The organism is Kitasatospora sp. NPDC056731 (assembly GCF_040687675.1).
GTDB lineage: Bacteria > Actinomycetota > Actinomycetes > Streptomycetales > Streptomycetaceae > Kitasatospora.
This window is the reverse complement of the sequence record NZ_JBFBNR010000005.1, coordinates 51,550-75,458: the sequence shown is the minus strand read 5'-3', so window position 1 is coordinate 75,458 and position 23,909 is coordinate 51,550. Positions and strand designations below refer to the sequence as shown.

Annotated in this window: 18 protein-coding genes; 11 read left to right on the top strand and 7 right to left on the bottom strand. The window is 72.9% G+C overall.

Annotation, left to right across the window (positions count from 1 at the left end):
* The first annotated feature begins 44 nt into the window (after window positions 1-44).
* Entirely contained in the window at window positions 45-827 is a 783-nt protein-coding gene (locus AB0R04_RS06900) for a TIGR04222 domain-containing membrane protein (protein ID WP_363368854.1), read from the top strand.
* Window positions 828-874: 47 nt separating this feature from the next.
* On the top strand, window positions 875-1,429 hold the full coding sequence (locus AB0R04_RS06895; RefSeq protein ID WP_363368853.1) for a hypothetical protein: 555 nt from the start codon (window positions 875-877) through the stop codon (window positions 1,427-1,429).
* Between the two features lie 59 nt (window positions 1,430-1,488).
* Here the strand turns inward: AB0R04_RS06895 and hemQ are convergent, their stop codons facing one another.
* Genes hemQ through AB0R04_RS06880 form a run of 3 tightly spaced genes read right to left on the bottom strand, consistent with a single transcriptional unit; the run spans window position 1,489 to window position 4,269 of the window.
* The gene (hemQ, locus tag AB0R04_RS06890) at window positions 1,489-2,214 is read right to left on the bottom strand and encodes a hydrogen peroxide-dependent heme synthase (protein WP_063349479.1); all 726 of its coding nucleotides are present in this window, start codon (window positions 2,212-2,214) and stop codon (window positions 1,489-1,491) included.
* Complete coding sequence (gene hemG, locus AB0R04_RS06885) at window positions 2,211-3,644, bottom strand: protoporphyrinogen oxidase (RefSeq protein WP_363368850.1); 1,434 nt, start codon at window positions 3,642-3,644, stop codon at window positions 2,211-2,213. Before hemG ends, hemQ begins: the two co-directional genes overlap by 4 nt.
* Before the next feature lie 34 nt (window positions 3,645-3,678).
* Window positions 3,679-4,269, bottom strand: a complete 591-nt coding sequence (locus tag AB0R04_RS06880; RefSeq protein ID WP_363368849.1) for a Uma2 family endonuclease — start codon at window positions 4,267-4,269, stop codon at window positions 3,679-3,681.
* A 43-nt stretch (window positions 4,270-4,312) separates the two neighbouring features.
* Here AB0R04_RS06880 and AB0R04_RS06875 point away from each other — a divergent pair, with 43 nt between their 5' ends.
* Window positions 4,313-4,765 (top strand): DUF523 domain-containing protein, encoded by a 453-nt coding sequence (locus AB0R04_RS06875; RefSeq protein WP_363368847.1) that lies wholly within the window; start codon window positions 4,313-4,315, stop codon window positions 4,763-4,765.
* Between the two features lie 88 nt (window positions 4,766-4,853).
* Window positions 4,854-5,813, top strand: coding sequence for a DUF4349 domain-containing protein (locus tag AB0R04_RS06870; protein WP_363368845.1), 960 nt, complete (start codon window positions 4,854-4,856; stop codon window positions 5,811-5,813).
* A gap of 68 nt (window positions 5,814-5,881) precedes the next feature.
* Here AB0R04_RS06870 and hemE read toward each other — a convergent pair whose 3' ends face one another.
* The gene (gene hemE, locus AB0R04_RS06865; protein ID WP_244293679.1) at window positions 5,882-6,895 is read right to left on the bottom strand and encodes a uroporphyrinogen decarboxylase; all 1,014 of its coding nucleotides are present in this window, start codon (window positions 6,893-6,895) and stop codon (window positions 5,882-5,884) included.
* Window positions 6,896-7,131: 236 nt separating this feature from the next.
* Between hemE and AB0R04_RS06860 the strand changes: the two genes are divergently transcribed.
* The 5 genes from AB0R04_RS06860 (at window position 7,132) to AB0R04_RS06840 (ending at window position 13,872) form a co-directional block, all read left to right on the top strand.
* The gene (locus AB0R04_RS06860) at window positions 7,132-7,794 is read left to right on the top strand and encodes a DUF3000 domain-containing protein (RefSeq protein ID WP_363368843.1); all 663 of its coding nucleotides are present in this window, start codon (window positions 7,132-7,134) and stop codon (window positions 7,792-7,794) included.
* Between the two features lie 320 nt (window positions 7,795-8,114).
* The gene (locus AB0R04_RS06855) at window positions 8,115-8,849 is read left to right on the top strand and encodes a response regulator transcription factor (protein WP_063349472.1); all 735 of its coding nucleotides are present in this window, start codon (window positions 8,115-8,117) and stop codon (window positions 8,847-8,849) included.
* A 163-nt stretch (window positions 8,850-9,012) separates the two neighbouring features.
* Entirely contained in the window at window positions 9,013-10,257 is a 1,245-nt protein-coding gene (locus AB0R04_RS06850) for a ribonuclease D (RefSeq protein WP_363368840.1), read from the top strand.
* 238 nt (window positions 10,258-10,495) lie between these two features.
* The gene (locus AB0R04_RS06845) at window positions 10,496-11,740 is read left to right on the top strand and encodes an acetyl-CoA C-acyltransferase (protein WP_063349470.1); all 1,245 of its coding nucleotides are present in this window, start codon (window positions 10,496-10,498) and stop codon (window positions 11,738-11,740) included.
* 2 nt (window positions 11,741-11,742) lie between these two features.
* Window positions 11,743-13,872, top strand: a complete 2,130-nt coding sequence (locus tag AB0R04_RS06840; RefSeq protein WP_363368838.1) for a 3-hydroxyacyl-CoA dehydrogenase NAD-binding domain-containing protein — start codon at window positions 11,743-11,745, stop codon at window positions 13,870-13,872.
* A gap of 76 nt (window positions 13,873-13,948) precedes the next feature.
* Here AB0R04_RS06840 and AB0R04_RS06835 read toward each other — a convergent pair whose 3' ends face one another.
* From AB0R04_RS06835 to AB0R04_RS06825, 3 genes are all read right to left on the bottom strand, one after another.
* Window positions 13,949-15,478, bottom strand: a complete 1,530-nt coding sequence (locus tag AB0R04_RS06835; RefSeq protein WP_244293472.1) for a glycosyltransferase family 39 protein — start codon at window positions 15,476-15,478, stop codon at window positions 13,949-13,951.
* Window positions 15,479-15,615: 137 nt separating this feature from the next.
* The gene (gene dxs / locus AB0R04_RS06830; protein ID WP_363368836.1) at window positions 15,616-17,523 is read right to left on the bottom strand and encodes a 1-deoxy-D-xylulose-5-phosphate synthase; all 1,908 of its coding nucleotides are present in this window, start codon (window positions 17,521-17,523) and stop codon (window positions 15,616-15,618) included.
* A gap of 245 nt (window positions 17,524-17,768) precedes the next feature.
* A complete protein-coding gene (locus tag AB0R04_RS06825) occupies window positions 17,769-18,947 on the bottom strand; it encodes an ROK family transcriptional regulator (protein ID WP_063349467.1) in 1,179 nt (392 codons plus the stop codon).
* A gap of 406 nt (window positions 18,948-19,353) precedes the next feature.
* On the opposite strand from AB0R04_RS06825, the gene AB0R04_RS06820 reads away from it, so the two are divergent.
* Both AB0R04_RS06820 and pepN read left to right on the top strand, forming a co-directional pair.
* Window positions 19,354-21,045 carry a PQQ-binding-like beta-propeller repeat protein gene (locus AB0R04_RS06820; protein ID WP_363368834.1) on the top strand — a complete coding sequence of 564 codons (1,692 nt, stop codon included), beginning with the start codon at window positions 19,354-19,356 and terminating at the stop codon, window positions 21,043-21,045.
* Window positions 21,046-21,209: 164 nt separating this feature from the next.
* The gene (gene pepN / locus AB0R04_RS06815) at window positions 21,210-23,792 is read left to right on the top strand and encodes an aminopeptidase N (protein ID WP_363368832.1); all 2,583 of its coding nucleotides are present in this window, start codon (window positions 21,210-21,212) and stop codon (window positions 23,790-23,792) included.
* The last annotated feature ends 117 nt before the right edge of the window (window positions 23,793-23,909 follow it).

Here is a 23,909-nt window from a genome sequence, read left to right as displayed (position 1 = left end):
GGAAGCCGTTCCCCGCGCCGTCGGCCCAGGCATACAACAAGCCCATGTGGTTGCTGTTCCTGATACCGGCGTGCGTCGCGGCGGTCCTCTCGTGTCTCCGGCTGGTCCGGACGACCGCCACCGCCGACGCCCTGGCCGAGGCGGACGGCCTGCGCCCGCCCGAGGCCGTCGGGATCGGGCTGTACGAGACGGCCTACCTGGCCGGCGGCCCGGACCGGGTGGTCGAACTCGCCCTCGTCCTGATGGCCGGCCGGGGCCGGCTGCACCTGGCGCACACCGGCTGGACGACGGTGGTCGACCCCCGGGGCCGCAGCCGCCTGGAGCGCGCGGTCATCGTCACCGTCGGCGCCGACGGCCAGTGCCGCACCGACGGGCTGCGCCAGGCGATGGCCGAGCACCCGACCGTCCTGGAGATCGGCGCCCGGCTCTCGCTGGCCGGCCTGGCCACCCCGGCCCTGGTCCAGCGCAGCACCGTCCTGGTGGTCCGGCAGGTGCGGCACGCACTGCTGCTGACGCTCCTCCTGCTGGCCGCCGCGCTGTCCCTCACCGGCTTCACCGGCGGTGACACCGTCGCCCCGCTCGCCTGGTTCTCGCTGCCGCTGGTGCTCACCTCGGGCACCCTGCTGATGGCCCGGGTCGACGTCTACCCCTACACTCGCTGGGCGTCCCCGGTCGGCCAGGAGGTGCTGCGCGAGGTCCGCCCGGCCCGCCAGCACGGCCTCGCCGACGACGAGGAGCGCGAACTGCTCACCGCCGTCGCCATGAACGGCCCCGCCGTCCTCCCCGACCCCCGCCTGCGCGCCGCCCTCCGCCCCCACCGGACGTAGGAAAAACCGGCTGCGCCCACCCCGCCGACCAGGGCAGACTCCACCCCATGGACGACCGGGACCTCGCCGTACTCGACCGCGCCCGTCACGAGGGGCGGCTGGTCCGGCTACGCCGCACGCTCCCCGGCGCGGACCGGCTGGAGGGCTTCGTCCTCGGCACCGGCCCGGTCTGGACCTTGCTCGCCAACTGTGCCGACCATCGGCTCGACGGCTGGACCGCCGTGCGCACCGACAGCCTGCGCAAGGTCCGCGACCTGGGCGGCCCGGAGACCCTGACCGTCCGGGCACTGCGTCGCAGCGGCCTGTGGCCGGTCCGCCCGCCCGGCGCCGACCTGCCGCTGGACGACCTGCCCGGCCTGATCACCGCCGCCTGCGCCGAGTACGGCCTGATCGCGCTGCACACCGAGCACCACGACCCGGACGCCTGCTGGATCGGCGCGGTCACCTCCCTGCGCCCCGCCTCGCTGCGCCTGCACGAGGTCGACCCCGAGGCGCGCTGGCACCGGGAGCCGACGAAGTTCCGCTTCGCCGACGTCACCCGGGTCGACCTGGGCACCCACTACAACGCGGTGCTGCGCGAGTTCGCCGACGAACGCCCCTGAAACGGCGTGGAGACCGGCCCCCGAACGGGGAACCGGCCTCCACGTACCGTCCGTACGACTCAGGCCAGGCCGTTGAGCAGCTCGCTGACCGGCTTGCGGCGGCCGGTGAAGAACGGCACCTCCTCGCGGACGTGCAGCCGGGCCCTGGAGGGGCGCAGGTCGCGCATCAGGTCGACGATGCGGTGCAGCTCGTCCGCCTCGAAGGCGAGCAGCCACTCGTAGTCGCCGAGCGCGAACGAGGCCACCGTGTTGGCCCGCACGTCCGGGTAGCCGCGGGCCATCTGGCCGTGCTCGGAGAGCATCGCGCGCCGCTCGGCGTCCGGCAGCAGGTACCACTCGTAGGAGCGGACGAACGGGTACACGCAGACGTAGTCGCGCGCGCGCTCGTCGGCGAGGAACGCCGGGATGTGCGACTTGTTGAACTCGGCGGGGCGGTGCAGCGCCATGTTGGACCAGACCGGCTCCAGCTGGCGGCCGAGGCCCGTGCGGCGGAAGCGGTTGTACGCCTCCTGCAGGTCGTCCGAGTCCTCGGCGTGCCACCAGACCATGAGGTCGGCGTCCGCGCGCAGACCGGACACGTCGTACGTGCCGCGCACCGTCACGTCCTTCGCGGCCAGCTGGGCGAACAGCTCGTCCACCTCGGCGGCCAGCGCCGTGCGGTCCTCGGGCAGCGTGCCCTTGAGCTTGAACACCGACCACATGGTGTAGCGGATGACCTGGTTCAGGTCGCGCGCCTTCTTCTTCTCGGGCTGCTGCTCCGGCTGCCGCTCAACGGTCTCAGTCATGCGCCCATTGTCCTCTCCGTGGAACCTTCCCCCGTTGCCGGGGTCAACAGTTTGTCGAGGGCCGCCACCGCGGCGGCCGCCGAGCCGATGCAGGCCGGAATGCCGACCCCGTCGTACGCGGCGCCGCACAGCGCCAGTCCCCCCACGCCGGCGGCCGCCGCCCGGATCCGGGCCACCCGGTCCAGGTGGCCCACCGGGTACTGCGGCAGGCCCGCCCGGAAGCGCGAGACGGCGGTGTCGTACGGCCGGGCGGTCAGGCCGATCGCCTCCCCGAGGTCCGCCAGCGACCGGGCCACCAGCTCCTCGTCCGGCAGCTCCAGCGCCTCCTCCTCCCGGTAGCGGCCCAGCGAGGTGCGCAGCAGGAACGCGTCCGGGGCGGAACGCTCCAGCCAGCCCCACTTGTTGGAGGAGAAGGTCGACGCCTTGATCCGCCGCCCGTCCACCGGCGGCACCAGGAACCCGCTGCCGGCCGGCGGCTCCGCCAGGTCGGCCCGGCGGAACGCCAGGGTCACCAGCGCCATGCCCGCGTACTCGACGGCGTCCAGCTCGGCCGCCGCCGCCGGCGCGTCCGCGCGCAGCAGCCGGGCCGCGGCCGGCGCCGGGACGGCCAGCACCACGGCGTCCGCGTGCAGCACCTCGCCGCCGCCGGTCACCACCCGCCAGCCCCCGGGGGTGCGGCGCAGCCCGTCCACCGACGTACCGGTGCGCAGGTCCACGCCCGCCTTCCGGCAGGCGGCGGCGACGGCCTCCGGCAGGGTGCCGAGCCCGCCGCGCAGGCCCTGGAACACCGGGGTGCCGACCACCTTCGGCCGCGAGGCCAGCTCGTGCACCCCGTCGACCAGCGAGCCGCCGCCCCGCGCGATCGCCAGCAGCTGCGGCACGGCGGCGCGCAGCGAGATCTCCTCGGCCCGCCCGGCGTAGACGCCGCCCAGCAGCGGCTCGACCAGCCGGTCCACCACCTCCTGGCCCAGCCGGTCGGCGACGTAGCGGCCGATCGCCACGTCGTCCCCGACCTCGGTGGCGCCCTCGTGCCGGGCCCGCTCCAGCCCCTCGGCGGTGAGCACCCCGGAGGCCGCCAGCGCGTCCAGATCGCCCGGGACGCCCATCACCTGCCCGCCCGGCAGCGGGCGCAGCGCGCCCCGCGTCCAGATCGAGGCCTTCGCGGTGGTCGGCGGCTCCAACTCCTCGCCCAGCCCGACCGCCCGGGCCAGCTCCACCGCCTCCGGCCGCCGCGCGAGCATCGACTCGGCCCCCAGGTCCACCCGGACCCCGCCGACCTCGCCGCCCCGCAGCTTCCCGCCTACCCGCTCCGACGCCTCCAGCAGCGTCACCCGCGCCCGCACCGGCCCCCCGGCGGCCCCGCTCAGAAAAGCGGCCGCAGCCAGCCCCGCGATCCCACCACCGACGACGACGACCTGTGCATCCGACATGCCTCGCAGTCTCGCAGGTCTTTACACCGGGCCCTCAATCCGCTGCACGCCGCCCGCTCGGCACCAGCCCGTCCAGATCGATCGTGATCGGGAACGGCACCGGGCGTTCGAGTTTGCCGCGGAAGATCCCGGCCGGGACGTAGGAGGACGTCGCCGGCTCCAGCTCGAAGACGTGCACGACCGGCAGGCCGTCCTCCTCCTCGACGATCCAGTAGTGCGGGATCCCGGCCTCGGCGTACTTGCGGACCTTGACCGTACGGTCGCGGTGCGCGGACTCCGGGGAGACGACCTCGACCACGAGCGAGACCTCGCCGGGCGCGAACCAGGTCCGATCGGGGTCGAACTCCGCGTCGGTGACCAGCACATCCGACTCCAGGCGGCTGCGCCGGTCCAGCGTGATCGTCATGCCCCCGGTCGTCCGCTGCCCGGCCGGCACCAGCCCGTCCAGTGCTGCGGTCAGCTGCGACCCGACATGGCTGTGGAAGGACGACTGCGGCCAGCTGCGGAACACCAGGGCGCCGTCGATGAGTTCGGTGTGCTGGGGCGCATCGGGCAGGTGGTCGAGGTCCTCGGCGAACCAGCCTTCGACTCGGGGTGCGTACATCCACTCCGGCAGCTCATCCATGGCCCCAACGTAGCGGATCGGGCACACCCCGTAAGGTCGGTCCATGGAACCGATCGTGGTGAGTGCGTGTCTGGCCGGGGTGCCGTGTCGGTACGACGGGCGGGCGAAGACCTCGCCGGACGTGGTGGGGCTGGTCGAGGCGGGGCGGGCGGTGGTGGTGTGCCCGGAGGGGGCGGGCGGGCTGCCGACCCCGCGCCCTCCGGCGGAGATCGTGGGCGGGGACGGGGCGGACGTGCTGGACGGGCGGGCCCGGGTGGTGGACGCGACGGGCGCGGACTGTACGGCGGAGTTCGTGGCCGGGGCCCGGGCGGCGCTGGCGGCGGCCGAGGCCGCGGGGGCGCGGCGGGCGGTGCTGATGGCGCGCAGCCCGTCCTGCGGCTGCGGGCGGGTGTACGACGGGACGTTCACCGGGGAGCTGCGCCCCGGGGACGGGGTGACGGCGGCGCTGCTGCGGCGGGCGGGCATCGAGGTTGTCCGGTCCGCTGCCGAGCTGTGATCGAGTCGCGACCTTCCGGCGGGGTCCGCCCGGGGCGTTCCTTCGTCCAATGGGGAGATCTCACAACGGACTTGGGGAGGGCTTCGGAATGGGGAGACGGGCAGGGGCGGGGGCGCTGGCGGTAGCGACCGCGGGCGTGCTGCTGGTCGGGGCGTGCAGCGCCGGCGGTGCGGGCCGGGCGGGGGAGGCGGCGAAGGCGGACGCCGTCGCCCCGGCGGCACCTGCGGCACCTGCGGCCGCGCCGAGCGCCGCCGGGACGGCGCCGGCGGCAGGGGCGAGTGCCCAACCGGTCGCGGACAACCGGCTGATCGCGTACACCGCGCAGTTGACGCTGCGGACCGGGGACGTCGCCCAGGTGCTGGCGAAGGCCCGGGAGTTGACGGCGGCCGCGGGCGGCTACGTCGGCGCCGAGTCGGTCTCCGGCGCGGTGGAGGGCGGGCCGGGGGGCGAGACGGGCGGCCAGCTGACGCTGAGGATCCCCTCCGCCGCCTACCAGCAGACGCTGGACCAGCTGGCCGCGCTGGGCCAGGTGGTGTCCCGCAGGAGCCAGGCGGACGACCTGACCCAGCAGGTCGCGGACGTGGCGAGCCGGGTGCAGACCCAGCAGGCGAGCGTGGAGCGGGTGCGGGCGCTGATGGGACAGGCGAAGTCGCTGAGCGAGGTGACCACGCTGGAGGCCGAGTTGAGCCGCCGGGAGGCCGATCTGGAGTCGCTGCAGAAGCAGCAGAAGGAGCTGGCCGGCAAGACCTCGCTCTCGACCGTCACGCTGGACGTGCGCCGTACGGCCGCCTCCCCGACGCCTACCCCGGCACCGCCGAAGGGTGGCGGCGAGGGCTTCGGGGCGTCGGTCGGCTCCGCGCTGGGCGGCGGCTGGCACGTGCTGGTGGCGATCGTGCGCGCCCTGGCGGTGGGGCTCGCGGCGGTGGCGCCGTTCCTGCTGGTGCTGGGCGTCCCGGGGGCGCTGCTGTACCGGCTGTGGCGCCGGCGCCGCCCGGCGGCCGCGCCGCCCCCGGAGTCCGGCCCGCAGGAAGGGCCCGCGGAGGAGTGAGCGAGGACTGAGCGAGGACTGAAACACGGCGGGCTCCCTCCCGGTCGGGAGGGAGCCCGCCGTCGGCGTCAGCGGGCGCTGGCCTCGTGGACGAAGGCGACGAGACGGGAGAGGGCGTCCGGGTCCATGGACGGCAGGACGCCGTGGCCGAGGTTGAAGATGTGGCCGCTGGTGCCGAGGGCCTGGGCGGCGTGCAGCACCTCGCGGGCCTTGGTCTCGACGACCTTGGTGGGGGCGAACAGCACGGCCGGGTCGAGGTTGCCCTGGAGGCCCTTGCCGGGGCCGACGCGCTCGGCCGCGACGTTCAGCGGCACCCGCCAGTCGACGCCGACGATGTCCGCGCCGGCCTGGCCCATCAGGCCGAGGAGTTCGCCGGTGCCGACGCCGAAGTGGATCCGCGGCACGCCGTAGGAGGCGACGGCGTCGAAGACCTTGGTGCTGGACGGCATGACCGAGCGGCGGTAGTCGTCGGGGGCGAGCGAGCCGACCCAGGAGTCGAAGAGCTGGACGGCCGAGGCGCCGGCCTCGATCTGCACCTTCAGGAAGGTGGAGGTGATGTCGGCGAGCCGGTCGACCAGGGCGGCCCACAGCTCGGGCTGCCCGTACATCATGGCCTTGGTGTGCTCGTGGTTCTTGGACGGGCCGCCCTCGACCAGGTAGCTGGCCAGCGTGTAGGGGGCGCCGGCGAAGCCGATCAGCGGGGTCTCGCCGAGTTCGTCCACCAGCAGGCCGACGGCCTCGGTGATGTAGGGGACGTCGTCGGGCTCCAGCGGGCGCAGCCGCTTGAGGTCCTCGGCGGTGCGGATCGGGTCGGCGATGACCGGGCCGACGTTGGGCTTGATCTCGACGTCGATGCCGACGGCCTTGAGCGGCACCACGATGTCGCTGAAGAAGATCGCCGCGTCCACCTTGTGTCGGCGCACCGGCTGGAGGGTGATCTCCTTGACCAGCTCGGGCCGCATGCAGGACTCCAGCATGGGGATGCCCTCGCGGACCTTCAGGTACTCCGGCAGCGAGCGGCCGGCCTGGCGCATGAACCACACCGGGGTGTGCGGCACGGGCTCGTGCCGGCAGGCGCGCAGGAACGCGGAGTCGTGCGCGGCGCCGCGGCGCGCGGGGGTGGGCCGGCCGTCGGGGGTGGCCGCCGTGGTGTCTGCCGTAGTCTCGCTCACGGTCCAAATCTTCGCATGCGCCTCGGGGCGCTCTTCCCGGCCGGTCTCGTCGGTTCCTCCAAGATCTGGCCGGGTTTGCCGTTCCGGCACGCCGCTCGGACGGAAGTTGCGGCCTTAACCGCGGTTTTCGACCTAGTCTTCGGGTCATGGCAGCGGTCGGCGGGCACCCCGCGCAGGGTGGCGGAGCAGGTGGCGGAACAGGTCGGGAGGGGGCTCCGAGCGAGTTCCGGGCCGCCGTGGAGGCCCTCGACGGCGCCCGGCTGCGGCCCGAGATCCAGCTCTCCCCCGCGCCGGCCCCGCGCCGGCTGGCCCCGTACGCGTTCGCGGTGACCGCCTCGGTGGAGGTGGACGGCGAGGAGCTGGCGGACGGCCGGCTGGTGCTGCTGTACGACCCGGCCGGGCAGGAGGCCTGGAACGGGGAGTTCCGGGTGGTGACGATGACCCGGGCGGAGCTGGAGCCGGAGATGGCCGGCGACCCGATGCTCTCGGAGGTCGGCTGGGCCTGGCTGCTGGACTCGCTGCAGGCGCACGGGGCCGGGTACGCGGAGCCGTCCGGCACGGTGAGCCACTGCGCCTCGCAGTACTTCGGCGGGCTGGCGGACCGCCCGTCCTCGACCGAGATCGAGATCCGGGCCTCCTGGACGCCGGCCGACGGCCGGTTCGAGCGGCACCTGGCGGCCTGGGGGGACCTGCTGTGCATCAGCGCCGGCCTGCCGCCGGCCGCGCCGGCCCCGCAGGCGCCGGCCGATGTGCCGTCACTCGGTGGGGTGGTCCCGATGCCCGCGCGGCGGCGTCCTCGTTCGCACTGAGGAGTGGCGCCCCGGGCCGGGCGGCCCCGGCGGCCCCGATGCCACCCCCAGGGCTGACGGAGTGTGACTTCGATCCCGCTCTGGGTCAATTAACCGGTTGAAACCGACCGATCAGCACCAGATCTGATCGATTTTGTGCGAATTCAGGACGGGTCGCATCACTCATATGCGCGATTTGTCCGTATTGTTACTCACTAGATCGTGATCTTTCGCTAAAGCCGGGCACGGTAGCTGCCGAAGCAGACTGTGACCCTTTCCGAACGCGGAACACTCCGACCGCCCCCTCGGGGTTCCGTCCGCCACTCCCCGCAGGAGGCCTGGTGTCGGTCCTTCTTGAGCACCCCGCAAACGTGGTCGCCTACCGGCCGACCAAGCCCACCGCCATGGTGGTCATCGCCGATCCCCGTGTCCGAAACACCGTCACCCGCCATCTGTGGGCGCTCGGCGTCCGGGACGTGATCGAAGTGTCCTCGATCGCCGAGGCCCGCCCCCGGGTCTCCACCCCGCGCGACATCTGCGTCGCCGACGTACACCTGCCGGACGGCTCCGGCCTGACCATCCTGGCCGAGACCCGCGCCGCGGGCTGGCCCAACGGCCTGGCCCTGTCCGCCGCCGACGACATCGGCGCCGTGCGCAGCGCGCTGGCCGGCGGCGTCAAGGGATACGTCGTCACGGGCACCCGCACCAACGTGGCGATGCCCGGCCGCCCGGGCCTGCCGCTCGGCGCCGCCGGGCTGGCCGGGCGGATGCGCCGCCCCGGCATGCCGGGCATGCCGGGCGCCGTGGGTGCGCCGGGCGCCCACGGAACCCACGGAGCCCCCGGTGCGCCCGGCGCGCCGGGCACGCAGCAGTCCGCCTACCGCGAGCTGTCGGGCCGTGAGGTCGAGGTGCTGCGGCTGGTCGCCGAAGGACAGTCGAACAAGGCGATCGGGGTGGCGATGGGCCTGTCGGCACTCACCGTCAAGAGCCACCTCGCCCGGATCGCCCGCAAGCTGGGCACCGGCGACCGCGCGGGGATGGTCGCGGTCGCGCTGCGCACCGGCATCATCCACTGAGTCCTCGGACGGCCCCGCCACGGCGGCCGAGGAGGAACGTTTCCTCCTCGGCCGCCGTAGCCGTGCCCCTCGGCCACCGCCCGGGCCCCGTGGCATAGTCACGGACCCGGTCTGACCAGTCCGACAACACTCCCGGCCGCGAGGACCGTCGTACCCTTGGTGGGTGACCGACGCCGTAGCAGCCATCCCAGAAGAAGCAGCCCCGGTCCCGCTCCTCGAACCGAAGGAGGGGATCCCGCCCGTCGTGGCGGACGAGCAGGCGCTGGCCGCCACCGTCGCCGCCTTCGCCGGGGGCACCGGACCGGTCGCCGTCGACGCCGAGCGGGCCTCCGGCTACCGCTACGGGCAGCGCGCGTACCTCATTCAGCTGCGCCGCGTGGGCGCCGGCAGTGCGCTGATCGACCCGATCGCCTGCCCCGACCTCAGCGGCTTGGGCGAGGCCCTCGCCGACACCGAATGGGTGGTGCACGCGGCCACCCAGGACCTGCCGTGCCTGGCCGAGGTCGGCATGAGACCCCGGCAGCTGTTCGACACCGAGCTGGCCGGGCGGATCGCCGGCTTCGCCCGGGTCGGCCTCGGGCCGATGACCGAGAGCGTGCTCGGGCTGAGCCTGGCCAAGGAGCACTCCGCGGTCGACTGGTCCACCCGCCCGCTGCCCGAGCCGTGGCTGCGCTACGCCGCTCTGGACGTCGAGGTGCTGGTCGAGCTGCGCGACGCACTCGAACAGGAGCTGGACGCCCAGGGCAAGCTCGGCTGGGCCCTGGAGGAGTTCGCGGCGATCGCCGCCGCACCGCGCCCGGCGCCGCGCACCGACCCGTGGCGCCGCACCTCGCAGTTGCACAAGGTCCGCCGGCGCCGCCAGCTGGCCGTGGTGCGCGAGCTGTGGCTGGCCCGGGACCGGCTGGCGCAGGAGCGCGACGTCTCGCCGGGCCGGGTGCTCTCGGACGCCGCGATCGTCAACGCCGCGCTGGCCATGCCGCTGAACATCGCCGCGCTGCAGGGCGTCCAGGGCTTCGGGCCGCGGGTCCACCGGCGCCAGCTGGAGCAGTGGCTGGCGGCCGTCCAGCGGGGCCGGGAAGTCCCGGAGAACCAGCTGCCGCCGGCCTCCGCGCCGCACGACGGGCCGCCGCCGCCGCGGGCCTGGGCCGAGAAGGACCCGGTGGCCGCCGCCCGGCTGTCCGGGGCGCGCGCCGCGGTCGCGGACCTCGCCGAGCGGCACAACCTGCCGGCCGAGAACCTGATCACCCCGGACCTGGTGCGCCGGGTCTCCTGGGAGCCGCCGGCCGATCCGGCCGCCGCGGGCGTGGCCGCCGCGCTGCGCCGGCTCGGCGCCCGGCAGTGGCAGGTCGACCTGGTGGCGCCGGTGATGGCCACCGCGTTCGCCGAGGCCGCGACCGCCCAGGACTGACCTGGAGCGCCTCCGAAGGGGGCGCCGTCCTTGTGACGGCGCCCCCTTCGGCGTATCCGGGGTCCGTCTTTCGAACCCCGCCGGTCGGACGTGTCGCGGGACACACGGGGTGAACCCTCCGTGAGGCCTGGGCAGGTTGGTTACCGACCGGTAGCATGGCGGTGGAGCGGCGCCGCTCGGGTCTTCACCGGCGGCAGCCTGCCCACCTCAAATGTTGGTCCCTGGGAGGAGAGCCCCCGTGCCTCGTACCGCGAGGGACGTCGTCTTCGTCGATGGCGTCCGCACCCCGTTCGGCAAGGCCGGCCCGAAGGGCATCTACCACGAGACGCGCGCCGACGACCTGGTCGTCAAGTGCATCCGGGAGCTCGTGCGCCGTAACCCGAACCTGCCCGTCGAGCGCATCGACGAGGTCGCCATCGCGGCCACCACGCAGATCGGCGACCAGGGTCTGACCATCGGGCGCACCGCCGCCCTGCTGTCCGGCCTGCCCAAGTCCGTCCCCGGCTACTCGATCGACCGCATGTGCGCCGGTGCGCTCACGGCCGTGACCGCCACCGCCGGCGGCATCGCCTTCGGCGCGTACGACGTGGTCGTGGCCGGCGGCGTCGAGCACATGGGCCGCCACCCGATGGGCGAGGGCGTCGACCCGAACCCGCGCTTCGTCTCCGAGAAGCTGGTCGACGAGTCCGCCCTGTTCATGGGCATGACCGCGGAGAACCTGCACGACCGGTTCCCGCACCTGACCAAGGAGCGCTGCGACGCCTACGCCGTGCGCTCGCAGGAGAAGGCCGCCAAGGCGTACGCCAACGGCGACATCCAGCCCGACCTGGTGCCGATCTCGATCCGCAACACCAACCCCGAGGTCGGCGAGACCGGCTGGGGCCTGGCCACCGTGGACGAGCCGATGCGCCCGGGCACCACGATGGAGAGCCTGGCCGGCCTGAAGACCCCCTTCCGCCCGCACGGCAACATCACCGCGGGCAACTCGGCCGGCCTCAACGACGGCGCCACCGCCTCGCTGCTGGCCGCCGAGGACGTCGCCGAGGAGCTCGGCCTCCCGGTCAAGATGCGCCTGGTCTCCTACGCCTTCGCGGGCGTGGAGCCCGAGGTCATGGGCATCGGCCCGGTGCCGGCCACCGAGAAGGCGCTGGCCAAGGCCGGTCTGACCATCGACGACATCCAGGCCTTCGAGGTCAACGAGGCCTTCGCCGTCCAGGTGCTGTCCTTCCTGGACCACTACGGCATCGCGGACGACGACGAGCGCGTCAACCCGTACGGCGGTGCGATCGCCTTCGGCCACCCGCTGGCCTCCTCCGGCGTGCGCCTGATGAACCAGCTGGCCCGCCGCTTCGAGCAGCGCCCGGACGTCCGCTACGGCCTCACCACGATGTGCATCGGGTTCGGCATGGGCGGGACCGTCATCTGGGAGAACCCGCACTGGAGCGGAGCGGAAAAGTCGTCCGAGCTCGAGGGTGGTAAGTGAACATGACGAGCACCACTGAGCTGCTGCAGCACGGCGCCGAGCTGTTCCCGGGCGAGGTCGTCACGACCGCGCACGTGCGCCACCTGGACCTGCCGCTGCAGGCCGGCAAGCTGGCCCTGATCACCCTGGACAACGGCTTCGACCACACCAAGCCGACCACCTTCGGCCCGGGCTCGCTGCTGAAGCTGTCCGCCGCGCTGGACCAGGTCGAGGCCGAGGCCGCCGAGGGCACGGTCGTCGCCGTCGCCGTCACCGGCAAGCCGTTCATCTTCGCGGTCGGCGCCGACCTCAAGGGCGTCGAGCTGCTCAAGGAGCACGCGGACGCGCTGGCCATCGGCAAGGGCGGCCACGAGGTCTTCAAGCGGATCGCCGCACTGCCCGTCCCCTCCTTCGCCTTCTACAACGGCGCGGCGATGGGCGGCGGCGTCGAGGTCGGCCTGCACGCCACCTACCGCACGGTCAGCGCGGGCGTCCCGGCGTTCTCGCTGCCGGAGGTCTTCCTGGGCCTCGTCCCCGGCTGGGGCGGCTGCACCCTGCTGCCGAACCTGATCGGCCCCTCGAAGGCGATCAAGGTCATCATCGAGAACTCGATGAACCAGAACAAGCAGCTCAAGGGCAAGGACGTGTTCGAGCTGGGGATCGCCGACGCGATCTTCGAGCCGGCCGACTTCCTGGAGCAGTCGCTGCTGTGGGCCGCCAAGGTCCTCAAGGGCGACGTCGTCGTCGAGCGCGAGGAGATCGACCGCGGCAAGGCCTGGGACGACGCCGTCGCCTGGGGCCGCCTGGTCGCCGACGCCAAGGTGCACGGCGCCGCGCCGGCCGCCTACAAGGCGCTGGACATCATCCAGCAGGTCAAGGACTCCGACCTCCAGGCCGGCTTCGACGCCGAGGACGCGGCCCTGGCCGACCTCATCATGAGCGGCGAGCTGCGCAGCGGCATCTACGCCTTCAACCTGGTGCAGCGCCGGGCCAAGCGCCCGGTCGGCGCGCCGGACAAGTCGCTGGCCCGCCAGGTCAACAAGGTCGGCGTCGTCGGCGCCGGTCTGATGGCCTCGCAGCTGGCGCTGCTGTTCGCCCGCCGCCTGGAGGTGCCGGTGGTCCTCACCGACATCGACCAGGAGCGCGTCGACAAGGGCGTCGGCTACGTCCACGCCGAGATCGACAAGCTGCTCGGCAAGGGCCGGATCGGCCAGGACAAGGCCAACCGTCTCAAGGGCCTGGTCAGCGGCTCGCTCGACAAGGCCGCCGCCTTCGGCGACGCGGACTTCGTGATCGAGGCCGTGTTCGAGGAGATGGGCGTCAAGCAGACCGTCTTCGCGGACCTGGAGAACGTGGTCTCGCCGACCTGCGTGCTGGCGACCAACACCTCCTCGCTGTCGGTCACCGAGATGGCCTCGAAGCTGAAGCACCCCGAGCGGGTCGTCGGCTTCCACTTCTTCAACCCGGTCGCGATCCTGCCGCTGCTGGAGATCGTCCGCGGCGAGCAGACCGACGACGCCTCGCTGGCCACCGCCTTCGGCGTCTCGAAGAAGCTGAAGAAGACCTCGGTGCTGGTCAAGGACGCCCCTGCGTTCGTGGTCAACCGGATCCTGACCCGCTTCATGGGCGAGATCCAGACCATCATCGACGAGGGCACCCCGATCGCCACCGTCGAGAAGGGCGTCGAGCCGCTCGGCCTGCCGATGTCCCCGATCGTGCTGCTGGAGCTGGTCGGCCCGGCCATCGCGCTGCACGTCTCGGAGACCCTGCACGGCGCGTTCCCGGAGCGGTTCGCCGTCTCCGAGAACCTCGGCAAGGTGGTCAAGGCCGGCAAGCGCGGCTTCTACACCTGGGTGGACGGCAAGCAGGTCCTCGACCCCGAGGTGCTGGAGCTGCTGTCCTTCGGCGACACCGTGCTGACCGAGGAGCAGGTCCTGAACCGCTCCCTGGAGGCCGTGGCCCAGGAGATCGGCCTGATGCTGGAGGAGGGTGTCGTCGCCGAGGCGCAGGACATCGACCTCTGCATGATCACCGGCGCCGGCTGGCCCTTCCACCTGGGCGGGATCACCCCGTACCTGGACCGTGAGGGCGTCTCGGAGCGGGTGAACGGCAAGCGCTTCCTCGCCCCCGGCGTGGCCTCGGTGCCCGCGTAACGCGCAGCGCCACCGCACGCCGGAGCCCCGGTGACCTGGACGGTCACCGGGGCTCCGGCGTGTGCGGGGGGGGCGGTCAGCTCTTCTTGAGGCGGTAGACCACGGTGTCGGCGAAGACACCGACCATCTCGTAGTGGGTGTCCAGCAGGTTCTCGATCCGCGGGACCAGCACCGGCTGGTACGGGGCGATGCCGGAGTCGTCCACCACGACCTCGGGCAGGTTGTCGGCGAGCTCCTTGTCGAAGGTCTGCCAGGCGTTGCTGACGCTGAACTGCTCGCCCACGTTGGCGTTGCCGTCCTTGCCGCCGCTGTAGTTGGTCAGGAAGCCGGCGGTCAGGTAGCGGGTGGCGGGCTTGCGGTCGGCCAGCCAGTACAGCTCGGGGTGCATGCCCCAGACCAGGACGGTGTCCTTGGGAGTGGTCTGGGCGGCGACCGCGGTGGCGACCTCGGTGGTGCGGTTGAGCCGCTCCCCCGGCCAGGCCAGGGCCAGCGCCCAGAAGACCGTCGAGGCGACCGTGGTGTACACCAGGACGGGCTTCCAGCGGACCGCCGAGGTGGCCACCGCCCCGGTGCCCAGCAGCACCAGCGGGGGGATCAGCTGAAGGTAGTAGTGGCCGAAGAAGTGGAAGCCCACGCTGACCGCGACGACCGAGGAGGCCAGCCAGACCCACAGGTCCCCGGTGGAGCCGTGCTCCTCCCCGGCGACGGGCAGCGGCCGGTGGCGGTGCTTGAGCCAGAGCCGGCGCCCGACCGGGAGCAGGAAGCCCAGCCCGGCCGCGACCAGGATGGCCGAGTTGCCGAGCGCGCGGCCGATCATCTGGAGCCAGGCGCCGCCGAAGGAGGCGTAGTCCCCGCTGCCGGTGACCACCCAGAACAGGAAGCCCTTGGGCTTGGTCAGGATGACCGCGACCAGCGCTATCGGCAGGATGAAGCCGAAGCCGATCTTGAACAGGGCGGGCGGCCAGCGCACCCCGCGCCGGCGGGCGTCCTGGAACAGCATCCAGAGCACCGGCAGCAGCACCGCGCCGCCGGTCTGCTTGGTCAGCGAGCAGAGCGCCACCGCGATGCCCGCGGCCAGCCAGCGACGGCGCTCGGCGTACCGGAACGCGGCCACCATGGCGGGCAGCATGAAGACCTCGAAGGTCGCCGCCTGGGTGTCCTCCGGGGAGAGCCCGATGGAGACCAGCAGGTAGAGCAGTCCCGCGCCGGCCCCGGCCCGGTTGCCCCAACGGCCGCGGGCGATGGACGCCAGCAGGATCGCGGTGACCAGGTGGGCGCCCACCGCCAGGGTGCGCAGCGGCCACAGCGAGGCGGAGCCGAAGATCGTGAAGCAGGCCTGGTAGAGCCAGGGGAGCAACGGCGGCTTGCGGTCCACCACGGTGTCGTACAGCACTCCGCCGTCGGCCAGCATCCGGGCCTGGGTGGCCAGGAACCCCTCGTCGGGGCTCCAGACGGGCCGGGCGAAGGACGGGATGTGGGTGAGCAGTGCGACCAGCGCGAGCACCGGCACCAGCCTCGTCCAGTACCCGGTCTGCACATGGGTACGGACGCGCTCGGGCAGGCGCTCGGCCAGTCCGGCGAGGCGGAAGCGGGTGGGGGTGGGCACGGATGACAACCTACCGGGCGGGATCGGCGCGGGCGGCGCCGGTCCCGCCTTTCGGTGCGATTGTCAGCTTGTTTCGTGACGAACTGTTACAGGGTTACGACGAACAGTCGTCGGTGGAACACGTTCCGGGACCGTTCTCAGGCCTCGACCCGAGCCGCATCCAGGCTGGCGACCAGGGCCGTCACCTTTCGGGCGATGTCCGGGGCGTTCAGGCCGATCTCGGCCAGGATCTCGTTCCGGCTCGCGTGGTCCAGGAACTCCTGCGGAATCCCGAAGTCGCGCACCGGCAGATCCACGTCCGCGTCGCGCAGCGCCTGCGCCACCGCGGCGCCGACACCGCCCACCCGGCCGTTGTCCTCGATCGTGACGACCACCCGGTGCTCGGCCGCCAGGCCCGGCAGGGCGGCGTCCACCGGCTTGACCCAGCGCGGGTCCACCACGGTGGCGGTGATGCCCTGGGCGGCCAGCAGGTCCGCGACCTCCAGGCTGGTGGCGGCCATCGCGCCGACCGAGACGACCAGCACGTCCGCGCGGTGCGTGCCGCCCGGCTCCTCGGCGGCGCGCAGCACGTCCATGCCGCCGATCCGGCCGACCGCCGGGACGGCCGGGCCGACGGTGCCCTTGGAGTAGCGGACCACGGTCGGGGCGTCCTTGACCTCGACGGCCTCGCGCAGCTGGGCGCGGACCTGGTCGGCGTCGCGCGGGGCGGCCAGCCGCAGGGTCGGGACGATCTGCAGCATCGACATGTCCCACATGCCGTTGTGCGAGGCGCCGTCGTCGCCGGTGACGCCGGCCCGGTCGAGCACGAAGGTGACGCCCAGCTTGTGCAGGGCGACGTCCATCAGGACCTGGTCGAAGGCCCGGTTCAGGAAGGTCGCGTAGACCGCGAAGACCGGGTGCAGCCCGTTGGTGGCCAGGCCGGCGGCGCTGGTGACGGCGTGCTGCTCGGCGATGCCGACGTCGAAGATGCGGTCCGGGAAGGCCTCGGCGAAGGGCGCGAGGCCGACCGGGTGGAGCATGGCGGCGGTGATGCCGACGATGTCGTCCCGCTCGTGGCCGAGCGCGACCATCTCCTCGGCGAAGACCGAGGTCCAGCTCCGGCCGCCGGCGTTCTGGATCGGCAGGCCGGTCTCCGGGTGGATCTTGCCGACCGCGTGGAAGCGGTCCTCGTCGTTGTTCTCCGCGGCGTGGTAGCCGCGGCCCTTCTCGGTGAGGCAGTGCACGATCACCGGGCCGCCGAAGCCGCGCGCCTTGGTCAGCGCGGACTCCAGGGCGGTCAGGTCGTGGCCGTCGATCGGGCCGATGTACTTGATGCCGAGGTCCTCGAACATGCCCTGCGGGGCGATGAAGTCCTTGAGGCCCTTCTTGGCGCCGTGCAGCGTCTCGAACAGCTGCTGGCCGACCACCGGGGTGCGCTGCAGCGCGTCCTTGCCCCAGGAGAGGAAGCGCTCGTAGCCCTGGGTGGTACGCAGGGTGGCGAGGTGGTTGGCCAGGCCGCCGATGGTCGGCGAGTAGGAGCGCTCGTTGTCGTTGACGACGATGACCAGCGGGCGGTCCTTGGCGTCGGCGATGTTGTTGAGCGCCTCCCAGGCCATGCCGCCGGTGAGCGCGCCGTCGCCGATGACCGCGACGACCGGGTCCGGCTTGCCGAGGATCTTGTTGGCCTTGGCCAGGCCGTCGGCGTAGGAGAGCACGGTGGAGGCGTGCGAGTTCTCGATCACGTCGTGCTCGGACTCGGCGCGGGACGGGTAGCCGGACAGGCCGCCCTTCATCCGCAGCATCGAGAAGTCCTGGCGGCCGGTGAGCAGCTTGTGGACGTAGCTCTGGTGGCCGGTGTCGAAGAGGATGCGGTCGCGCGGCGAGTCGAAGACCCGGTGCAGCGCGATGGTGAGCTCCACCACGCCGAGGTTGGGGCCGAGGTGGCCGCCCGTCTTGGCGACCTCGGTCACCAGGAAGGTCCGGATCTCCTGGGCCAGTGCGGCCAGCTGTCCCGGCGTGAGCCGGTCGAGATCACGCGGTCCCCGAATGCGGGTCAGCAGGGCCACCCGTTCCTCCTCGTTCAGTGTTCGCGGACCGCGGGCGGTCCGACGGGCGTCGCTGCCCGGTCTGGCGGCGGGCCGGCGGTCGCGGCCGGTGCCGACCGGTCGAGTCTAATGTCCGCTTGCCGGACACCGAGCGGCGCGGCCGGTGCCACCGACCCGTTACCGCCATTCCCGGAGGTCGGCCCGGGGGTCGCGCGTCACCCTGGATTGACGAATGAATGTTCGGGCGCGATCCGGGCCGCGGCGGCTCAGCCGCGCCCCAGCGCCCCGGACTCCCCCATCTCGCTCATCACCAGCGCCAGCGCGCCGAGCACCTCGGCCCGGCCGCCCAGCGTGCCGGGGACCACCGAGAGCTGGCGGGCGGCGCTCGGGATGGCGTAACGGGCCACCGAGTCGCGGATCGGGGAGAGCACCAGCTCACCGGCCTCGGCGAGGTCGCCGCCGAGGATCACCCGGCGCGGGTTGAGCAGGTTGCACAGGGTGGCGACGCCGGTGCCGATCTGCCGGCCGGCGTCGGCGATCACCCGGCGGCAGCCGAGGTCACCCTGATGGGCCAGCTCGACCACCCGGGGCAGGGTGAGGTCCGGACCGAGGGTCGGGGTCAGCAGGGAGAGCAGGTAGCGGGAGCCCACGAAGGTCTCCAGGCAGCCGCGGTTGCCGCAGCGGCAGACCGGCCCGGCCTCGTCCAGGGTGATGTGCCCGATCTCACCGGCGGTGCCGCCCGGCCCGCGGTAGATCTGGCCGTTGACCACCAGTCCGGCGCCGACCCCGCTGGCGACCTTGATGTACGCGAGGTCGCTCAGCCCCCGCCCGGCCCCCCAGACCAGTTCGCCGAGCGCGCCCAGGTTGGCGTCGTTGTCCACGTGCACCGGCATGCCGAGCCGCTCGGCCAGCTCCCGGCCCGGGGCGATGCCCGTCCAGCCGGGCAGGATCGCGGTGGAGCCCAGCGCGCCGGTCTCCACGTCGATCGGGCCGGGCACGCCGAGGCCGACGCCGATCACCTTCTCCGGGCGGAACCCGGCCTGCCGGAGCAGCCGTTCCACCATCGCCTCGGCCCGGTCGAAGCCCTGCGCGGCGGAGACGTCCACGTCGATCGGGGCGCTCTCCTCGGCGAGCACCCGGTGCGCGAGGTTGCCGACCGCGACCCGCAGGTGGGTGTGGCCGAAGTCGATGCCCACCACGATGCCCGCGTCCCCGCTGAGCGAGACGCTGCGCGCCCGCCGGCCGCCGGAGGAGGTGTCGGCGACCACGACGGTGCCGCTCTCCTTCAACTCCCGCACGATGTTGGAGACGGTGGCCGCGGACAGGCCGGTGCCGCGGGCGATCTCGGCCTGGGTCAGCGAACCGGCCGTCCGCACCGCGCGCAGCACCCGCTCCAGGTTCGCCCGGTGCAAGGACGACTGCGAGCCCGGTGTGTCCGTCGACATGATCCACCCTCCCAGGGCGGGGACCCCTCCGCCGGACGTCCCCTTCAACTCCTGAAGGGTAGGGCCTGTGCCGTGGATCGGCGCGGATCGGGCCTGGGAGGTACGACGGGGGCCGGTGGCGGCGGGCCCGGAAGCGGCGGGGGAACGGACGGAAACGGGCCTGCGGAGTCCTGGGTTCGACCGAAAAACACTCGCCACTAGCATGGTGCCCTATCTCACGCGTCCCCCCGGACCGCGGGGCGGTATCGGCAGGGGGACGCTTCCAGGAATGACGGGGAATCAGATGGCAGGGGATCACCCTACGCCGGGGGCAGGCGAAGCGTCGGGCAGCAGCCCGCAGGACAATCGGGGCGTCTCGTTCGGGCGCCCGCCCGGCGGCGTGGACCCGGCCGCCGTGGCGGACCAGATGACACAGCTCGACGGCGCGGCGATCCCGCGCCCGGCCTCGCCCGCCGGGCCGCCGCCGGCCCAGCCGCCGGCTCCGCCCGCGCAGCCGCCCGCTGCCGGTGCCGGCTACCAGCCGTACGCGCCGACCGCGGCCGCCTTCCCCAGCCAGGCTCCGCCGCCGCCGGCCGGTGCGCCGGTCGGCCCGTACGACCCGATGCCCGGTGGCGCCTACGGCGCGCCGGACGGCGGGCAGGCCTACGGCGCCGGCTACGGATACCCGCAGCAGCAGCCCGGGTACTACCCGGGCGCGCCGGTGCCCCCCGCGCCCAAGCAGCGCAACCCCGTGATGCTGTGGGGCGGGATCATCGGCGGAGTCCTGGCGATCGCCATCGTCGCCGGGCTGGTCGTGCTCCTCAAGGGCAACGACCCCGACCCCACGCCGAACGCCACCTCCGGAGGCACCACCACGTCCGGCGGCACCGCCACCTCCGGAGGCACCGTCACCAACGCCCCGACCGCCGACAGCACCACCGGCAGCAGCACCGGTGGCAACACCGGCGGGGCCGGCTACAACATCGCCTGGAACGCCCCCAAGGCCGCCACCGGGGACAGCGGCTCGCAGCTGCTCGGCATCTGGGGCAGCGACAAGGTCGCGGTGCGCGCCGACAGCACCGGCATCCGGGCGTACAACACCTCCGACGGCAAGGAGGCCTGGAACATCCCGGTCCCGGCCGGCAGCAAGGAGGTGTGCACCGCCTCCTACTCGACCAACTCGAAGAACATCGCCGCCGTCTCCTTCAACACCGGTGACAGCGACTGCTCCACCATCGGCGCCGTCGACGTCAGCCAGGGCAAGCTGCTCTGGAGCGTCAAGGTCTCCACCGACCGGATGTCCTCGCCGACGCTCAGCGTCACCGACAAGGTGGTCGCCATCGGCGGCAACGTGGTCGGCGGCCTGAACATCGACAACGGCTCGGCGGCCTGGCAGTTCCAGCCGCGCGACAAGGACTGCAGCCTCTACGGCCGCGCGGCCGGCAGCCAGATCGCGGTCAGCGACCGCTGCTACGGCGGCTCCGGCCCGAAGTCGCAGCTGGTCGTCGTGGACGCCGACAGCGGCAAGGCCGCCAGCACGCCGATCACCCTCACCGGCAGCATCGAGCGGATCGACAAGGTCGTCCAGGACCAGCCGCTGGTACTGCTGATGAGCAGCGGCCCCAACGGCGACTACATCCTGCCGTTCGACAAGAGCAACAAGCCCGGCAACCAGATGTCGGTCAAGGAGCCCGGCGCGGACAGCCTGCGGCTGTCCGGCCAGTCCGACGCCTACACCCAGAACGTGGTCAGCGGCACCACCCTGTACGCCCAGATCACCGGCGCCAAGTCGGCCGTCAACGCGTACGACCTGACCACCGGCAAGCGGATCTGGTCCGCCGCCAGCGCCACGTCCAACCAGGACATCCGGCTGGTGTCCGGCACCGACAAGGACGGCAAGGTCCGCGCCATCGTCAGCCAGGGCTACAACAAGCCCGCCCGGCTGGTGACGCTCTCGCCGGCCGACGGCTCGATGACCGACCTCGGCACCATGGCCATGCCGAACGGCCTGGACATCGGGATGAGCATGTCCGAGTACGTCCTCTCCAGCGACGGCAGCGCGGTGTACGCCTTCCGCCGCGGCAGCTCCGACGCGCCGCTGACCAAGTGGAAGAAGTGACACCGGAGGGCTGAGCACTCCTCGAACGCGGGCCCTCGGGCCCGTACTGGCGGGGCGGGAACGGGCGATCTGTCCGTTCCCGCCCCGCCTGTGATTATTCCGGGAGCCCGTCCGTTGGGTCATGGGAGGATTCGCCCCATCAGCCTGACGAAGGAGTGCAGCGAGTGCCCGGCACCAACCTGACCCGCGAGGAGGCCCGCACCCGGGCCGACCTCCTCCACGTGGACGCGTACGACATCGAGCTCGACCTGAGTTCGGCCCGCGAAGGAGGCACCTTCCGGTCCACCACCGTGGTCCGGTTCACGGCCACGACCCCCGGCGCGGACACGTTCATCGACCTCGTCGCGCCGAGCGTCGAGGAGATCACCCTCAACGGCGCGCCGCTCGACCCGGAGAGCTTCGCCGACAGCCGGATCCCGCTGCCGAACCTGGCCGCCGAGAACGAGCTGCGGGTCGTCGCCAACTGCGCCTACACCAACACCGGTGAGGGCCTGCACCGGTTCGTCGACCCGGTCGACGGCGAGACCTACCTGTACACCCAGTTCGAGGTGCCGGACGCCCGCCGCGTCTTCGCCTCCTTCGAACAGCCCGACCTGAAGGCCGCGTTCGCGTTCACCGTGACCGCCCCCACCGGCTGGGTCGTGGTCTCCAACTCGCCCACCCCGACCCCGGTCGGCGAGGGCGCCGCGCAGGTCTGGACGTTCGAGCCCACCGGCCGGATCTCCACCTACATCACCGCGCTCGTCGCCGGCCCGTACGTCGGGGTCTTCGACACCTACGAGAACGGCGACCAGAAGGTGCCGCTGGGCGTCTACTGCCGCCCCTCGCTGCGCGAGTTCCTGGACGCCGAGGACATCTTCGCCGTCACCAAGCAGGGCTTCGACTACTTCCAGGAGAAGTTCGACTTCCCCTACCCGTTCGCCAAGTACGACCAACTGTTCGTCCCGGAGTTCAACGCCGGCGCGATGGAGAACGCGGGCGCCGTCACCCTGCGCGACCAGTACGTGTTCCGCTCCAAGGTCACCGACGCCGCCTACGAGGCCCGCGCGGCGACGATCCTGCACGAGCTCGCCCACATGTGGTTCGGCGACCTCGTCACCATGGAGTGGTGGAACGACCTCTGGCTCAACGAGTCCTTCGCCACCTTCGCCGAGGCCGTCTGCCAGGCCGAGGCCCCCGGCTCCAAGTGGCCGAACTCCTGGACCACGTTCGCCAACCAGATGAAGACCTGGGCCTACCGGCAGGACCAACTGCCCTCCACCCACCCGATCATGGCGGACATCAACGACCTGGAGGACGTCCAGGTCAACTTCGACGGCATCACCTACGCCAAGGGCGCCTCGGTGCTCAAGCAGCTGGTGGCGTACGTCGGCCAGGACGCCTTCTTCCAGGGCGTGCAGGCCTACTTCAAGCGCCACGCCTGGGGCAACACCCGGCTCGCCGACCTGCTCGGGGCCCTGGAGGAGGCCAGCGGCCGCGACCTGCGGACCTGGTCCAAGGCCTGGCTGGAGACCGCCGGCATCAACGTGCTGCGGCCCGCCATCACGCTGAACACCGACGGCGAGATCGAGTCCTTCGCCGTCCTCCAGGAGGCCCCCGCGCTGCCCGCCGGCGCCAAGGGCGAGGCCGTGCTACGCCCGCACCGCATCGCCATCGGCCTGTACGAGCTCGCCGACGGCGCGCTGGTGCGCACCGACCGGATCGAGCTCGACGTCGACGGCCCGCGCACCGAGGTGCCCGAGCTCGTCGGCCGGCACCGCCCGGCCGTCGTGCTGCTCAACGACGACGACCTCTCGTACGCCAAGATCCGGCTCGACGAGGACTCGATGGCCGTCGTCACCGAGCACCTCGGCGGCTTCACCGAGTCGCTGCCGCGCGCCCTGTGCTGGGCCTCCGCCTGGGACATGACCCGCGACGGCGAACTCGCCGCCCGCGACTACCTGGCGCTCGCCCTCTCCGGCATCGGGCGGGAGAGCGACATCGGCGTCGTGCAGTCCGTGCAGCGCCAGGTCCGGCTCGCCCTCGACGCCTACACCGACCCCGACTGGCGCGAGCAGGGCCTCGCCCAGTGGGCCGACGCCGCCGAGGAGCACCTGCGCTCCGCCGAGCCCGGCAGCGACCACCAGCTCTCCTGGGCCCGCACCCTCGCCTCCGTCGCCCGCACCGACGGGCAGCTCGGCCTGCTCGACGGCCTGCTCGACGGCACCGCCGAGATCAAGGGCCTCGCCGTCGACACCGAGCTGCGCTGGACCCTGCTCACCCGGCTCTGCGCCACCGGGCGCGCCGACGAGGCCGCCGTGACGGCCGAGCTGGCCCGCGACAACACCGCGGCCGGCCAGGAGCACGCCGCCACCTGCCGCGCCGCCCGGCCCACCGCCGAGGCCAAGGCCGAGGCCTGGACCGCCGTCGTCGAGTCGGACACCCTCACCAACTACGTCCAGGAAGCGACCATCGCGGGCTTCCAGCAGTCCGACCAGCGAGAGCTGCTCGCGCCGTACGCGGCCAAGTACTTCGCCGCCGTCAAGGAGGTCTGGGAGACCCGCAGCCACGAGATCTCGCAGCAGATCATCGGCGGGCTGTACCCGGCGCTGCAGGTCACGCAGGCCACCGTGGACGCGACCGACGCGTGGCTGACCGAGGCCGAGCCGGCACCGGCGCTGCGGCGCCAGGTCGTCGAGGCCCGGGCCGGGATCGAGCGCGCGCTCAAGGCCCAGGCGGTCGACCGGGCGGCGGGCGCCAGCCGCTGACCTGCTGAGGCGCCCGTCGGGGCCCCGGTCGGGGTCCCTTCGGGCACCGACGGGGCTCCGTTGGGGCGCCGTCGGGCGCCGTCAAGGTGATGGAAACGCCTGAAGGGGCACCGGAGA

Excerpts from the sequence above, each read along its gene's own strand:
- AB0R04_RS06900 (WP_363368854.1), top strand. The coding sequence starts at position 45 with ATGTGGTTGCTGTTCCTGATACCGGCGTGCGTCGCGGCGGTCCTCTCG.
- AB0R04_RS06825 (WP_063349467.1), bottom strand. The coding sequence starts at position 18,947 with ATGTCGACGGACACACCGGGCTCGCAGTCGTCCTTGCACCGGGCGAAC.
- AB0R04_RS06820 (WP_363368834.1), top strand. The coding sequence starts at position 19,354 with ATGACACAGCTCGACGGCGCGGCGATCCCGCGCCCGGCCTCGCCCGCC.
- hemG (WP_363368850.1), bottom strand. The coding sequence starts at position 3,644 with ATGTCGGATGCACAGGTCGTCGTCGTCGGTGGTGGGATCGCGGGGCTG.
- AB0R04_RS06875 (WP_363368847.1), top strand. The coding sequence starts at position 4,313 with ATGGAACCGATCGTGGTGAGTGCGTGTCTGGCCGGGGTGCCGTGTCGG.
- AB0R04_RS06870 (WP_363368845.1), top strand. The coding sequence starts at position 4,854 with ATGGGGAGACGGGCAGGGGCGGGGGCGCTGGCGGTAGCGACCGCGGGC.
- AB0R04_RS06880 (WP_363368849.1), bottom strand. The coding sequence starts at position 4,269 with ATGGATGAGCTGCCGGAGTGGATGTACGCACCCCGAGTCGAAGGCTGG.
- AB0R04_RS06895 (WP_363368853.1), top strand. The coding sequence starts at position 875 with ATGGACGACCGGGACCTCGCCGTACTCGACCGCGCCCGTCACGAGGGG.
- hemQ (WP_063349479.1), bottom strand. The coding sequence starts at position 2,214 with ATGACTGAGACCGTTGAGCGGCAGCCGGAGCAGCAGCCCGAGAAGAAG.
- AB0R04_RS06860 (WP_363368843.1), top strand. The coding sequence starts at position 7,132 with ATGGCAGCGGTCGGCGGGCACCCCGCGCAGGGTGGCGGAGCAGGTGGC.
- AB0R04_RS06840 (WP_363368838.1), top strand. The coding sequence starts at position 11,743 with ATGACGAGCACCACTGAGCTGCTGCAGCACGGCGCCGAGCTGTTCCCG.